Origin of the sequence: Streptomyces sp. NPDC048479, from assembly GCF_040651435.1 — a bacterium.
Classification (GTDB): domain Bacteria; phylum Actinomycetota; class Actinomycetes; order Streptomycetales; family Streptomycetaceae; genus Streptomyces.
In genome coordinates this window covers 311,204-324,955 of sequence record NZ_JBEZKA010000002.1, presented here as the reverse complement: position 1 = coordinate 324,955, position 13,752 = coordinate 311,204, and the positions used below count along the sequence as shown (strand labels likewise).

Sequence of the window (13,752 nt, the reverse complement as noted above, 5' to 3'; positions counted from 1 at the left end):
GCCCGGCAGCAGCCGGTGATCACTTCTCGTGCAGCGGGACCGACAGATATGACGGGTCGGCTGCGGACGAGGAGAAGGTCAGCTGCGCGCCGGACGGGTTGTGCTCGATGTAGAGCGGGTCGACGGTGTCGACGACCACGGCGAGACGGTGGCCGGCCGGTACGTCGTAGGCGGTGGAGAACAGCTCCAGGTCGACGGTGAACGGCTTTCCGGGTGTCTCGCCGTGGAAGGTGTACGGCGCGTTGCTGACCAGCTTGCCGAGGCCGAGCGGGCCCACGTCGTAGAGATACGCGACGAGGGTGCCGCTCTCCTTGGTGCCGGTGACCGTGGTGTGCAGCTTCGTGGTGCCGCGCACCCGCTGCTCGGAGCCGTACCGCTCCGACTGCCAGACGGCGGCGAAGGCGCGCGGCAGCAGCGGGATCCACGCCATCGGGGGCACCTTGGCGAACTGGTCCAGGATGCTGGAGAGGAAGATGATCCCGCCGTCGGCGCCCGAGTCGATGTTGGCGTGGATCTTCTTGGTGCCGTCCAGCTCGATCTTCCGCTCCGTCGCCGCCACCGACTTCCAGTCCGGATAGCTCTCGTACGCGCCGGTGGAACGGGACTTGAGGCGGACCGGCTGCTCGCGCTCGACGCCGTTGTCGACGCCCTTGAGGTAGTGGTCGAGCCAGCGATGGGTGCTGGTCCAGGTGTCGTTGGGCAGGCCGAACAGTCCGGTGCCTTCGGCAGTGGCGTGGTCACCGGGGCGGAACTCCAGCCGCTTGGGGCCGGTGAGCTTCTCGTAGAAGTCCGCGTACTGGTTGGGTGGGAAGATCGTGTCGCCCCAGGCGTTGCCGAGCATGATGGCGGCGCCGTTGGCGTTGATCCGGTCCAGATAGGTGAGGGGAGAGCGCTTCTTCCCCCAGGCGATCAGTCCCGGTTCCTTGCTGACGTCGGCGGAGAAGAAGTCTGCCGTGATCCGCTGGAACTCCTCGCTCGGCCGGCCGGTGAGATACCCCGCTCCGGCGAGCATCGCCGTTGCCTGCAGATGCTGGGTGCGGCGGCTGTAGATGGACTCGCCGAGGTCGGCCCAGCCGCTGAGCGCCGCGACCGCCTTGATCCGCTTGTCGTGGCCGGCGGCCAGCAGACAGATGCCGGCGCCGTACGACATCCCGGCCATGCCGACCTTGGCGGGGTCGGCAGGGGTGTTCGCCAGGGCCCAGTCGATCACCTTGGACGCGTCCGCGATATCGGGCGGACCGGCCACCTCGATTTTGCCGCCGGACTGCCAGAAGCCGCGGACGTTGTAACTCACCACGACATAGCCCGAGTCGGCGAGCTGCTTGGCCTGGGCGAGATATTCGATCTGGGGCAGGCCCCAGCTCGTGGGCAGCACGATCACGGGGTACTTCCGTGTGCCGTCCGCGTCGGCGGGCGTAACGACATTGGCCTTGAGTACGGTGCCGCCATCACCCTTGATGTCGACGAACTGTACGTCCGGGGCGGCGGATTGGGCCTGAACACCGGCCGTCCGGGCAGCGGGTGCCACCCCGGCGGCCGCCCCTACGGCCGGTCCGGCGAGAAGCGCCACGGAGACCGTACCGATCGCGGTCGTGCGCAGAGCCTTGCGCGACTGTCCCACGGGTCACTCCTCACTCGTGTCAATGCAAAGTGACCCGACGGTAACCTGGGGGACTTACTTGAGGTAACTACTCGGTAAGTTACGCGAGGGTAACGATTATTGGACGTCGTGTCAGTGGGAGTGGAGTCCGGCGCCTGCGCCGGCCATCGCCGTGAGGTTCACCCCAACACGTCCTGCCGTGGCTGATGTTGCGCGGTGCGCACGACCTCGGCGCCGACGGCCACGTCATGCGCGAGGTACCCTCCACCCTTGACGATGATGATCGTCTCTTCGGGCTAGGCGTGCTGCAGGCTCGGTACCGGAGGCCAGGTCGTCGAGACCCTCGGCGAGTGGGAGAGACCAGTGGGCGGAGCCACCGACAACGCGCTGTGCCGCGCCTTCCAGATGTGTCCGGCCCGCCGATGACGGCCACCGTCGAGGCGCCGGCCGCGCGGCCCGCGTCCGTACTGCGCAGCGGCGCGGCGATGGTCGCCGGTTCCATCGCCTCCCGGGCCACCGGATTCGTACGGTCCGCCGTCGTCGTCGCGGCCCTTGGCACCGGCCTCCTCGCCGACGGCTACACGGTCGCCAACACCGTCCCGAACGTCCTCTACACCCTGCTCATCGGCGGAGCGCTCAACGCGGTCTTCGTTCCCGAACTCGTCCGGGCCGCCAAGGAACACGAGGACGGTGGAACCGCGTACACCGACCGGCTGCTGACCGCCTGCACCGTCGCACTGCTGCTCATCACGGCGGCGGCCATCCTCGCCGCGCCGTCGCTGGTCGCCTTCTACACCGACTACACGGGCGCGCAGGCAAGTCTGACCGTGGCCCTCGCCCGCTACTGCCTGCCACAGATCCTCTTCTACGGTCTCTTCACCCTGCTCGGACAAGTACTCAACGCCCGCAGCCGCTTCGGCGCGATGATGTGGACGCCGGTCCTCAACAACCTGGTCGTCATAGGGGTGTTCGGGCTGTACCTCGGGGTCGCGGCCGGCAGCGGCGGCACACTCGGCCGGTCCGGGGCCCGGCTGCTCGGCTGGGGCACCACGGCCGGCATCGTCGTCCAGGCGCTCGCGCTGATCCCCTCGCTGCGCGCGGCCGGATTCCGCTGGCGGCCGCGCTTCGACTGGCGCGGCAGCGGGCTCACCCGGCCGCTGCGGTCGGCCGGCTGGCTATTGCTGCTCGTACTGACCAACCAGTTCGCCTACTGGGTGGTGACCCGGCTGTCGACGTCCACCGCTAAGCACGCGGTGGAGGCGGGACTCGCGGGCGGGGCCGGGTACACGGCGTACACCAATGCCTATGTGCTGTGGGCCGTTCCGCAGGGCATCGTCACCGTCTCCCTCGTCACCGCGCTGCTGCCGCGGATGAGCCGGGCCGCGGCCGACAGCGATCTCCCGGCCGTCCGGCGCGATGTCTCGTATGCGCTCGGCTCCAGCGCGGCGGTCGTGGTCCCGGCGGCCTGCGCGATGTTCGCGCTGGCGCCGTGGGTGATGGGGAGCGTTTACGGGTACGGCAGGACCGGGCCGGACGACATCGCGGTGCTGGCCGGGATGCTGATGGCGTTCGCGCCCGGACTGATCGCCTTCTCAGGCCAGTACGTGCTCTCGCGCGGCTTCTACGCGCTCTCCGACACCCGCACCCCCTTCTTCCTCAACCTGGTGATCGTCGGACTCAACGCCGGGCTCTCCGTGGTCGCTTATCTGCTGCTGCCCGCGCGCTGGGCGGTGACCGGAATGGCCGGGGCGTACTCGGTCGCGCTCTTCGCGGGCTTCGCGGTCACCGCGTACACCCTGAACCGCAGACTCGCGACCGGCGGCCGGCCCGCGCTGCTGCGCTCGCCCGGCCTGAGGATGCACGGACGGCTGCTGCTCGCCTGCCTGCCGGCGGGCGCGCTCGGATACGCGGCGGCCCGGTTCGCCGACGCTGCCGGGGACTTCGCGGCGGCGGGCGCCGGGACGCTGACGCTGGCCGCGGTCGTCGCGCTGCTCGCGCGTCCGCTGGGCCTCACCGGAATCACCGCACTGCTGACCGGCGCCCGCCGGCGCCTGCGCCGCTGAACCACGCCGAATCGCCGGAAGGCACCACCGAGGTGACCGCCACCGGCACCGACGGTTCCTGCGGGCCGGAGCGCTGCTCGCTCGCCACCGGATGAGCGGAATTCAGCCGACCTCTGGTGTTCCCGTGGCGGACGTCCCAAGCTCTCGGTGTGGAGAATCCAACGGGCGACACCCCGCCGGCGGCGCTGGTGACCCTCCGGCTGCGCCGGCAGGTCGAGTGGGTGCCCGTCGCGGCGCTCGTGCTGGCCGTCGTCTGGGCCATCGCCGCCGGGGCGATCGTCGACGGCCCCAATGGCACGGCCGGCGGGATCGCCATGTCGGTGATCGGGGTGCCGATCGCCGTCCTCGCGGTCAGCTGCGTGGGCCATCTGGTGCGGCCGCTGCGGGTGAGTGCCGACGCGGCCGGGCTGACCGTGCGGCTGCCGGTCTGGCCGGCCAGAACAGTGCCCTGGTCCGGCATCTCGCGGGTGACCGCACTGCCGCAGTACGTCGTCGTCGGCTGTCGCGCGCCGGTCGGGAAACTGCCGCGGACCTGTCGGCTGCGGGCCGCGTACCGCAGACTCGCTCCCGCCCCTGACAGTGTGGCGAGCGGCCAAGGGCTCTGTTTCGAGACACTGGTATTCGAGCTGGATCCGGCCGAACTGCTGGACGCCATCAGGCAGTATGCGCCGGTGGGGCTCATGGTGACGGACGAAACGCGCCAGTAGGCCTCCACAAGCCCCTCTCCGCCCTTGCCCGGCGGGGCAGTTGACACCACCGTGGTGGTGTAGGCCTCTTCCGGCGATCGGAGCAGCCGTGGCCCCTTTCCTCCTGCCCCATTCACTGTACGGATCGGGCCCGCACCGGATCATCGCCGTGCACGGCTGGCTCGCCGACCGTGCCGACTACGCCGCGATGCTGCCGGACCTCGACCGGCACAACTTCACCTATGTCTTCGTCGATCTGCGAGGCTACGGCGAGGCGCGGGAAGCCCCCGGCACGTACACCACCACAGAGGGCGCCGCCGACATCCTCGCCCTCGCCGACCGGCTCGGCTGGGACTCCTTCTCGCTCATCGGGCACTCGATGGGCGGATCGGTCGTCCAGCGCGTCCTGGCCGCGGCCCCGCACCGGGTACGGCGGCTGGTCGGGATCTCGCCGGTGCCCGCGAGCGGGCTGCACATGCCGCCGGAGCAGCGGGAGCTGTTCGCCTCCGCGGCCACGAAGCCGGAGAGCCGGCGCGCCATCATCGACTTCACCACCGGGTCGGTGCGGCCGGACGCCTGGCTGGACCGGATGGTCGACCGGTCCGTGGACCGCAGCGACCCCGACGCCTTCCGTGCCTGGCTCGACTCCTGGGCGGAGGAGGACTTCCATGACGAGGTGGCGGGCTCGACGACGCCGGCGCTCGCGGTGACCGGGGCCCTCGACCCGGCGATCAGCGCGGACTTCATGCGCCGCACCTGGCTGCGGTGTTACGCACGCGCGAAGCTGGCCGAGCTGGCCTGCGCCGGACACCACGCGATGGACGAGACTCCGCTCCAGCTCATCCGAACGGTCGAGGACTTCCTTCGGGCGGACGGCCGCGTATGAGGCGTATGACAATGCCCGTATGACAAGGCCCGACCGGACCGTGCCGGACGTCTTCGATCCGCGGATCTACGCCGCCGGGCTGCCGCACGACGCCTTCCGCGAGCTGCGCGACCACCACCCCGTGGCCTGGCAGGAGGAGTACGAGGTCCTCGGCTGGCCCGCCGGACCCGGCTTCTGGGCGGTCACCCGCCACGCGGACGTCGTGCGGGTCCTCAAGGACTCCGGGACCTTCTCGTCACACCTCGGCGCCACCCAGATCCGCGACCCCGACCCGGCCGATCTGCCGTTCATCCGCCGCATGATGCTCAACCAGGACCCTTCCCCTCACTTCGCGGGGGAGACCCCGTCGGACCACGGGCGGCTGCGGCGGCTGGTGAGCCGCGCCTTCACGCCGGGACGCATCGACCGCTTCACCCGAGCGGCCCGGATCCGGGCGCGTCAACTCCTTACCGTGGCACGGGATATGGGTCCTGTCATCGACCTGGTCAGCGCCGTCACCGACGATTACGCCCTGCTCAACCTCTCCGATCTGCTGGGCGTCCCGGAGAGCGACCGGGGACTGCTGCTGAAGTGGACCGAGCGCGTCATCGCCTACCAGGACCCCGACGAGCCGCCGGTGCTCGGACCCGACGGCACGCCCGTCAACCCGCGCTCACCCGCCATGCTCCAGGAGATGTTCAGTTACGCCCAGCAGCTCGCCGCGTACAAACGGCGCCGGCCTGCAGACGACGTCATGACGTCGCTCGCGGCGTCGGAACTCTCCGACGCCGAGCTGGAGATGTTCTTCTTCCTGCTCACTGTGGCGGGCAACGACACCGTTCGCAGCGCAGCTCCGGGCGGCTTCCTGACGCTGGCGGAGCACCCGGACGAGCAGCGCAGGCTGCGGGCCGGAGAGGTGGCTCCGGACAGCGCCGTCGACGAACTGCTGCGCCGCCAGCCGCCCGTCCTCAGCTTCCGCCGCACCGCCACCCGGGACATCCGCCTCGCCGGGCAGCAGATCCGCAAGGGCGACAAGGTCGTCGTCCTCCACGCCTCCGCCAACTACGACGAGCGTGTCTTCGAGGCCCCGCACGGCCTCGACCTCTCCCGCTCCCCGAATCCGCACGTCTCCTTCGGTGACGGCCCGCATGTCTGTCTCGGCGCCCACTTCGCCCGGCTTCAGCTGCGCGTCCTGCACGAGGAGGCGCTGGATGTGCTGCCGCCATTGACGACCGCGGGCCCGCCGCGCCGGCTGGTGTCCAACTTCATCAACGGCATCAAGTCGCTGCCGCTGACCGAGGCCTAGCTTGCGGCGCGGTGGGAGTTGCGCGTGGCCGGGGCGGGCGTCTGCGCCGTCCGGGTCACATCGGCGACCAGCTCCACCACATCGGGGCCGTACGCCTGGGAGTTGACGACCTTGAGCAGCAGGCAGAAGGAGTTGTCGCCGTGCTTGCGGGCGAGCTTCTCGTGGTTGCGGGCCAGATAGCGGGTGGCCGCCTGGTTGGTGATCGCGCGCTGGCCGCAGAAGAGAAAGACGGGCCGCGCGTCCTGCCCCGCCGTGAGCCGCGCCAGCATGACGTACTCGGCGACGCCCGGCTCCATGCGGTAGCGCTCCGGGCCGATCTGGAAGGCGCCCTGGTCGGGGCCCGGCTCAGGGTCCGTGTTGACCTTCACGCTGGGGAGCAGCGACTGCAGATGCGCGGCCATCCGGCGATTGGAGAACGGGCCGCCCACACAGAATTCAGTACGCTCGCCGAAGCCCTGCTGGGCTATGTCGTGCCAGATGATCTGGGCATGCGAACCGCAGTCCTTGATCAGCGCGGAGAGCTCGAGCAGCGCGAAGACGTCGAAGCGGTGCACGGACCCGTCGCGGCCGGCCTCGCGGTTGACAACGAGCAGGGACTCGGAGTTCCCCGGCAGCCCGAAGAAGGCCTGCTTGCGGTGGAGTCTGCGCCGCCAGAGGTACGTGCGGGTGAGCCAGCCGAGTGTGGCGCTGACCCCGGCGGCCACCACGCCGAGCACGATATTGCGTACGTCGTCATTCATGGGCGCGCATGCTAGCGGTCTTGCGGACCATTGTTCGAGACGGGCCTGACGGGGCGGTCGCGGTAAAGTTACGCTGCGCGGACGTACGTTGACTGGAGGTACGGATGCGTCGCTCTACCGCACGGAATGTGTCGGTTCTGGCCGTTGCCGCGGCCGTGGTCTCGATCGGCGCCGCGGCGCCGCCGAGCCACTCGCCGCCGGTAACGCCCCCGGTCAAGACGCCCGTGGCGGCCGGCTACGGCGGCGCCGTCGCGAGCGTCGACGCGGATGCTTCGGCCGCCGGCATAGAGGTGCTGCGGCGCGGCGGCAACGCCGTGGACGCGGCGGTGGCCACCGCGGCCGCCCTCGGCGTCACGGAGCCGTACTCCGCGGGCATAGGCGGTGGCGGCTTCTTCGTCTACTACGACGCCACATCCCGTACGGTCCAGACCATCGACGGTCGCGAGACCGCGCCCCGGTCCGCGGACGCCTCTCTCTTCCTCGAGAACGGCAAGCCGATCCCGTTCGAGGAGGGCGTGACGAGCGGTCGCGGCGTCGGCACACCGGGCACCCCGGCGACCTGGGACACCGCGCTGGACGCCTGGGGCAGCAGGCCGCTGCGGCAACTGCTGCGGCCCGCCGAGCGGCTGGCGAAGGACGGCTTCACCGTGGACGCCACCTTCCGCTCGCAGACCGAGGCCAACCAGGCGCGCTTCGCGGACTTCCCGGACACGGCGAAGCTCTTCCTGCCGGGCGGGAAACTGCCGGTGGTCGGCTCGGTCTTCAAAAACCCCGATCTGGCGCGTACGTACAAGGAACTGGGACGCAAGGGCGTCGGCAGTCTCTACCGCGGTGAGCTGGCCCAGGACATCGTCCGTACGGTGCGCAAGCCTCCGGTGGCCCCGGGCGCGGCGCGGGTCGTGCGGTCCGGCGATCTGACGGCCGAGGATCTGAAGTCGTACGAGACGGAGCGCCGGGCCCCGACCAGGGTCAGCTACCGGGGTCTTGATGTGTACAGCATGGCGCCCTCCTCGTCGGGCGGTACGAGCGTCGGCGAGGCGCTCAACATCCTGGAGCGGAGCGACCTTTCGAAGGCCACGCAGGCGCAGTATCTGCACCGCTTCATCGAGGCGAGCCGGATCGCGTTCGCGGACCGCGGGCGGTGGGTCGGTGACCCGGCCTTCGAGGACGTGCCGACGAAGGAGTTGCTGTCGCAGCGGTTCGCGGACTCGCGCGGATGCCTGATCAAGGACAACGCGGTGCTCACCAGCCCGCTGCCTCCCGGTGACCCGCGCAGTCCCGGGGCGTGCGGGTCGTCGGGAACGGCCGCCCCCACCACGTACGAGGGCGAGAACACCACCCATCTGACCGCCGCCGACAAGTGGGGCAATGTCGTCGCGTACACCCTGACGATCGAGTCGACGGGTGGCAGCGGAATCACCGTGCCGGGGCGCGGCTTCCTGCTCAACAACGAGCTGACCGACTTCTCCTTCGCTCCGGCCGACCCGGCCGTCCACGACCCGAATCTGCCGGGCCCGGGCAAGCGTCCGCGCTCGTCCATCTCTCCGACGATCGTGCTCGACCACGGCCGTCCGGTGCTTGCGGTGGGCTCCCCGGGCGGCGCGACGATCATCACCACGGTGCTGCAGACGCTCACGGGCCGTCTGGACCGGAGTCTGCCGCTGGTCGACGCGATCGCGGCGCCACGCGCGAGCCAGCGCAACCAGGCGACGACGGAGCTCGAACCGGCGCTGTGGAACAGCCCGCTCCGCGCCGAGCTGGAGGCAATCGGCCATGCCTTCCGGCAGAACCCGGAGATCGGCGCGGCGACGGGCATCGAGCGGCTGCCCGACGGGCGGTGGCTCGCGGCTGCCGAGAAGGTACGGCGGGGCGGTGGCTCCGCGATGGTTGTCCACCCGAGCGGTACTCAGTCCGGCGGCTGACCAAAAAGGGCGAACGCCCGCGGCCCCGGCCTCAATGGTCGGTCGGGTCGCGGGCGTTGTGCTGCCAGGGGTTGACGCGGTCATGCAGAGGGCTCACATTTGGTCGCGAACGGGTAAGGAAACTTTCCTAACAGAAAGGCCACCCCCATGCGCACTCGTACGCTCGCGCTGGCCGCTGCTTCCGGCGTCGCCCTCCTCGCGGCCGCGGCGCTGCCTGCCACCGCCAGCTCGGCGCAGCATGCCGCCGTTCCGAAGGCCGCCGGCGTCAAGGAAGGTTCGGTCAGCGCGGCCGACCTGCTGGCCAAGGTGAAGAACTGTTCGCAGATCTCCAACGGCAAGTACAAGTCGGACACCGAGACTTCGGCGAACATTCCGGTCTGCGGGAAGAACGGAGCCGTGTTCTGGAAGGCCGACCTGGACGTCGACTGCGACGGCCAGGTCACCAGCAAGTGCAATGCCAACACCGACCCCTGGTTCCAGGACGACACGGCCTTCCACCAGTCCAACGGCAAGCCGCTGAACGCCGAGAAGCTGCCGTATGTCGTCGTGCCGAGCAGCAGTGGCATCTGGAACTACTCGAGCGCCGGGATCAAGGGTGGCGGTGTCGTCGCCGTCATCTACAACGACAAGGTGGAGTACGCCGTCGTGGGGGACACCGGCCCCAACAAGATCATCGGCGAAGCGTCCTACGCCACTGCGCAGGCGCTGGGCATCGACCCGGACCCGGAGACCGGCGGTGCCGAGTCCGGTGTCACGTACATCCTGTTCAAGAACTCCAAGGTCTCTCCGATCGAGAGCCACAGTGCCGCGGTGAGCCTCGGTGACTCCCTCGCCAAGAAGTTCCTGCAGGACAACTAGGCGGACGGTGGGGTGGGGCGGCGGCCGGGCGGGCTGCTGGGCGGGCCCGCTCGGCGGGACTTCCACAACCCGCTCTAGAGCGCGGTCAGGATGCGCGGGCCGTCGTCCGTGATCGCCACCGTGTGCTCCGCGTGGGAGGCGCGGCTGCCGTCCGCGGTGCGCACCGTCCAGCCGTCGCGTGCCGTGTAGTGGTCGTCGGTGCCGCCGCCGATCACCATCGGCTCGATCGCCAGCACCATGCCGTGCCGCAGGGGCATTCCCCGGCCCGGGCGTCCCTCGTTGGGGACGCCCGGGTCCTCGTGCATTTGGCGGCCCACACCATGGCCGCCGAAGCCGTCCGGGATCCCGTACCCGGCCTTCCGGCACACCCGGCCGACGGCATGGGCGATGTCGCCGATGCGGTTGCCGACGACGGCCGCCGCGATGCCCGCCGCCAGTGCCTCCTCGGCGGTACGGATCAGCTTTGTGTCCTCGGCGCGGGCGCGGCCGACGGTGAAGCTGACGGCCGCGTCGCCCGCCCAGCCGCCGTGGATCGCGCCGCAGTCGATGCTCACCAGGTCGCCGTCGCTCAGCCGGTAGTCGCCGGGGATGCCGTGCACGATCGCGTCGTTGACGGAGGCGCAGATGACGGCGGGGAAGGGGGTCGGTGCCCACTCGGGGCGGTAGTCGAGGAAGGGCGATGCGGCGCCGGCTTCACCCAGGACCGCGCGGGCGGCCCGGTCGAGATCGCGGAGGCTGACGCCGACGGCCGCGGCTTCCCGGACCGCCGTGAGTGCCTGGGCCACGATGCGGCCGGCCTCGCGCATCGCGTCGATCGATGTATCGGTTTTGATCTCCACCATGCCAATTACTATACCGGTTCCTCCGGTATTTCAATACCGGCATTAGAATAACGGCATGGTGCGTACTCCTCTCACTCCCGAAGAGCGTGAACGCGGCGAACGGCTCGGCCGCTTGCTGCGCACGGCGCGCGGTGACCGCAGCATGGTGGAAGTGGCCGCCGCCGCCGGACTGTCCGCCGAGACTCTGCGCAAGATCGAGACGGGCCGCGCCCCGACCCCCGCCTTCTTCACCGTCGCAGCACTCGCCGCGGTCCTCGGCCTGTCCATGGACGAACTGGTCGCGAGCTGCGCGCCGGCGCCCGCCGCCTGAACCGGACCCCCTGACGCACGCCTCGGACCCCGGCGCGGCGTACCCTCGCGTCGTGACTCCCGAAGACTTCGCCGACGCCAGGTACATCAGCGTGACCACGTTCTGCAAGGACGGGACGGGCGTCGCCACGCCCGTGTGGTTCGCGGTGGACGGCGGTGAGATCTTCTTCTGGACCCGCTCCGACTCCTGGAAGGTCAAGCGCCTGCGCAACAACAGCCGCGTCCTCGTCACAATTTGCGACGTACGCGGCCGGATCGCGGACGGCGCCCCGAGCGCGGAGGGCACGGCGCGGCTGCTGGAGGGGGACGCGATGGGCGCGATCCGTAAACTCCTCGCCCGCAAATACACCTGGCAGTTCTGGCTGGTCGACTGGCCCGCGACGATCGTGCGACGCGGGAAGCGGCCGCACACCGGCATCGCGGTGACCATCTGAAAACTGTCCGTAGCAGAGCCGTAACACGACTGCGGTCGAATGCCTCCGGACCGGATGCTTTCGGGTGGCGCAGGGGCGGCGATGACGGTGCATCAACTTCCGGTAGAGGCCGGGACGTTCGCGCGGTACTTGAGAGATCTGACCGCGCTGCTCGACCCGGGCGACGGCTGGTACGGGATCTTCTGCCAGCGGGACCCCGAGGGGATGCGGGCCTGCCTGGACGGTGTCGAGATCCCGCCCTGGGACGTGGTGGAGTCGCTGCTCCAGGACCTTGCGACGGGGCGCGGGACGCAGTTCGCCGAGCCCGAAACCGCGCGCGCGAGACGGCTCCACACAGCCTCGGCGGCGGTGCACGACCGGCAGCCGGGCGGCCGCGAGGCACTGACGGAACGGCTCGAACTGATGCGCCGCGAGCAGGTGTACGCGAGGGGCCGGGCGGAAGAGCTGGTGCGCCGCCTGGCCGGGGAGCCGGAGGGCACACCGGCGTCGGAGCAACTCGCCAACGAACTGGCCTGGACACGTGACGACCACGCGAGGGCGACCGCCCGGGTGAGGGAGCTGCAGGGCCGACGTGCGGCGGTACCTGACGGGCCCGGCGCGGACGAGGAGACGTCCGTGCTGCCGGACAGCTGGTACAGCCGGGCGGACACCTCGGCGGGCCGCGGGCCGACGTGGGTGCCGGACGGACGCGCGCGCTCGGGCGTGGGGTGGGCCGCGGTCCAGGAGGAGTCCGCCGCGCCGGACGGGTATGCGCACGCCGCCCCCGCGGACGGCCGGCCCGGCTGGGTGCATGAGACGGCCGAGGGGCCCGGATCTGCCCCGGTTGTCGGCGGACCCGCGCGCCTGGCGGACGGACCGGGCGAGCCGAACGGGCCGGGCGGACCGGGCAGGCCGCACGGACAGGGCGGACCGGGCAGGCCGCACGGACAGGGCGGCGGAGCGGAGCACGGCCGGGAGGCGGACGACTGGTCCGGCTTCGCTCGGCCGTACGAACGGCCCACCGCGGCCGAGGCCCAGGCGGCCGTCGCCGACGGCTGGGACGCCCTCCGGGAACGACCGGGTGCGGACCCGGCGTACGACGCGTACCCCAGTCCGGACAGCGATGCCACTCACCGGTCGGGCAGACCCTCGTTGCCCGACGACTGGTTCCGGCCGGAGCCCGCCGCGGCCGAGCCCGGCGCCGCGGCGGCACCCCGTCCAACCGCGTTCGGTCCAACCCCTCCCGGTCCAGCGGCGTCCGGCGGCACCCGAACCGGCCCCGCCCGCCCCGAGGCACAGCCCGACCCCCCGGTCGCTCCGCCCCGCCGGCCCGAGACCCGTTCCGCCAAGAAGCGGCGGCCCCGTGGGGGCGCCCGGTTCGCCGGCGTCGAGGGGAGCGGGGACGAGATCGCCGCCGTGCCCGTGCTGCCCGTCACCGACGACGTCCCGCGCGGTGCCAGATACGGTGGCGCCGCACCCAGTCAGGAAACGCCCGCCGCCCCCGCCGTATCGGACGGCGCGCGCAGGGCCGCGCGGGAGACCGTCGCCGCGCTCAGCCGGCTCCGGGCCGAGGGGCTGAGCGGTGAGGCGCACGCCATGATCTGCGAGGCCGCCGTCCGGCCCGCCTCCTGGCTGCCCCTCCTGGCGGCCGAACTGCAGCGCGCCGGCCTCGACGCCGACTGGGCCACCCTGCTGTGGGAGGCCGCCTCGCAGCCCGCCCTGCGGCTCGCGTCGGCCGCCGGAGCACTCGCCGCCGCCGGCCGGACCGAGGACAGCCGGCAGCTGCTGCGCCAGGGCGTGGCCCGCCCCGCCGACGACATCGCCGCCGCCGTACTCGCCCTCGAGGACGAGAGCCGGAATCCCGAGGCGAGGGCTCTACTGACCGCCTACGTACAGGTGCACACCGCCGAGGACACGGCCGGAATCGCCGAACGGGATCCGCGCCGCCTTGTGCCGCAGCTGCTCGCCGCCGCACGCGCTCAGTCCCCGGCGCACGAGCGCGATCTCGTCCACGCGCTGCGCGTAGCGGGTCACCTCAGCGGCTGAAGCAGTCCGGAGTGGACCGCTCGGGTGTGAAACATGATCGACTCTGCGGGTTAACGACGATGGTCTTGCCCCGCCGTGTGACGGGGCTTACGTTCTCCTCCT

Annotated in this window: 12 protein-coding genes; 9 read left to right on the top strand and 3 right to left on the bottom strand. The window is 71.1% G+C overall.

The features are described from left to right. Window positions 1–19: 19 nt before the first annotated feature. Entirely contained in the window at window positions 20–1,621 is a 1,602-nt protein-coding gene (locus tag AB0D12_RS04285) for an alpha/beta fold hydrolase (RefSeq protein ID WP_362676910.1), read from the bottom strand. A 401-nt stretch (window positions 1,622–2,022) separates the two neighbouring features. Between AB0D12_RS04285 and murJ the strand changes: the two genes are divergently transcribed. The 4 genes from murJ (at window position 2,023) to AB0D12_RS04265 (ending at window position 6,520) form a co-directional block, all read left to right on the top strand. After that, on the top strand, window positions 2,023–3,663 hold the full coding sequence (murJ, locus tag AB0D12_RS04280) for a murein biosynthesis integral membrane protein MurJ (RefSeq protein ID WP_362676908.1): 1,641 nt from the start codon (window positions 2,023–2,025) through the stop codon (window positions 3,661–3,663). Between the two features lie 149 nt (window positions 3,664–3,812). Then, entirely contained in the window at window positions 3,813–4,370 is a 558-nt protein-coding gene (locus AB0D12_RS04275; protein WP_362676906.1) for a hypothetical protein, read from the top strand. 88 nt (window positions 4,371–4,458) lie between these two features. After that, entirely contained in the window at window positions 4,459–5,235 is a 777-nt protein-coding gene (locus AB0D12_RS04270) for an alpha/beta hydrolase (RefSeq protein ID WP_362676904.1), read from the top strand. Between the two features lie 19 nt (window positions 5,236–5,254). Further along, window positions 5,255–6,520 carry a cytochrome P450 gene (locus AB0D12_RS04265; RefSeq protein WP_362676902.1) on the top strand — a complete coding sequence of 422 codons (1,266 nt, stop codon included), beginning with the start codon at window positions 5,255–5,257 and terminating at the stop codon, window positions 6,518–6,520. Here the strand turns inward: AB0D12_RS04265 and AB0D12_RS04260 are convergent. Beyond that, complete coding sequence (locus AB0D12_RS04260) at window positions 6,517–7,260, bottom strand: hypothetical protein (RefSeq protein ID WP_362676900.1); 744 nt, start codon at window positions 7,258–7,260, stop codon at window positions 6,517–6,519. The genes AB0D12_RS04265 and AB0D12_RS04260 overlap by 4 nt on opposite strands. 104 nt (window positions 7,261–7,364) lie before the next feature. Between AB0D12_RS04260 and ggt the strand changes: the two genes are divergently transcribed. Both ggt and AB0D12_RS04250 read left to right on the top strand, forming a co-directional pair. Beyond that, entirely contained in the window at window positions 7,365–9,182 is a 1,818-nt protein-coding gene (gene ggt / locus AB0D12_RS04255; protein WP_362676898.1) for a gamma-glutamyltransferase, read from the top strand. 147 nt (window positions 9,183–9,329) lie between these two features. After that, a complete protein-coding gene (locus AB0D12_RS04250) occupies window positions 9,330–10,040 on the top strand; it encodes a glycoside hydrolase family 75 protein (protein ID WP_362676896.1) in 711 nt (236 codons plus the stop codon). Between the two features lie 74 nt (window positions 10,041–10,114). On the opposite strand, the gene map is transcribed toward AB0D12_RS04250, so the two are convergent. Continuing rightward, window positions 10,115–10,882 (bottom strand): type I methionyl aminopeptidase, encoded by a 768-nt coding sequence (gene map, locus AB0D12_RS04245; RefSeq protein ID WP_362676894.1) that lies wholly within the window; start codon window positions 10,880–10,882, stop codon window positions 10,115–10,117. A 55-nt stretch (window positions 10,883–10,937) separates the two neighbouring features. Here map and AB0D12_RS04240 point away from each other — a divergent pair, with 55 nt between their 5' ends. From AB0D12_RS04240 to AB0D12_RS04230, 3 genes are all read left to right on the top strand, one after another. Next, window positions 10,938–11,192: a helix-turn-helix transcriptional regulator gene (locus AB0D12_RS04240; RefSeq protein WP_362676892.1), complete on the top strand. Its 255-nt coding sequence runs from the start codon at window positions 10,938–10,940 to the stop codon at window positions 11,190–11,192. Window positions 11,193–11,244: 52 nt separating this feature from the next. Beyond that, entirely contained in the window at window positions 11,245–11,625 is a 381-nt protein-coding gene (locus AB0D12_RS04235; RefSeq protein ID WP_362676890.1) for a PPOX class F420-dependent oxidoreductase, read from the top strand. Window positions 11,626–11,706: 81 nt separating this feature from the next. Next, on the top strand, window positions 11,707–13,650 hold the full coding sequence (locus AB0D12_RS04230) for a hypothetical protein (RefSeq protein WP_362676888.1): 1,944 nt from the start codon (window positions 11,707–11,709) through the stop codon (window positions 13,648–13,650). The last annotated feature ends 102 nt before the right edge of the window (window positions 13,651–13,752 follow it).

Bases quoted from the DNA above. Each gene is read 5' to 3' on its own strand.
- map (WP_362676894.1), bottom strand. From the start codon at position 10,882: ATGGTGGAGATCAAAACCGATACATCGATCGACGCGATGCGCGAGGCC.
- AB0D12_RS04265 (WP_362676902.1), top strand. From the start codon at position 5,255: ATGACAAGGCCCGACCGGACCGTGCCGGACGTCTTCGATCCGCGGATC.
- murJ (WP_362676908.1), top strand. From the start codon at position 2,023: ATGACGGCCACCGTCGAGGCGCCGGCCGCGCGGCCCGCGTCCGTACTG.
- AB0D12_RS04240 (WP_362676892.1), top strand. From the start codon at position 10,938: ATGGTGCGTACTCCTCTCACTCCCGAAGAGCGTGAACGCGGCGAACGG.
- AB0D12_RS04230 (WP_362676888.1), top strand. From the start codon at position 11,707: ATGACGGTGCATCAACTTCCGGTAGAGGCCGGGACGTTCGCGCGGTAC.
- ggt (WP_362676898.1), top strand. From the start codon at position 7,365: ATGCGTCGCTCTACCGCACGGAATGTGTCGGTTCTGGCCGTTGCCGCG.
- AB0D12_RS04250 (WP_362676896.1), top strand. From the start codon at position 9,330: ATGCGCACTCGTACGCTCGCGCTGGCCGCTGCTTCCGGCGTCGCCCTC.
- AB0D12_RS04260 (WP_362676900.1), bottom strand. From the start codon at position 7,260: ATGAATGACGACGTACGCAATATCGTGCTCGGCGTGGTGGCCGCCGGG.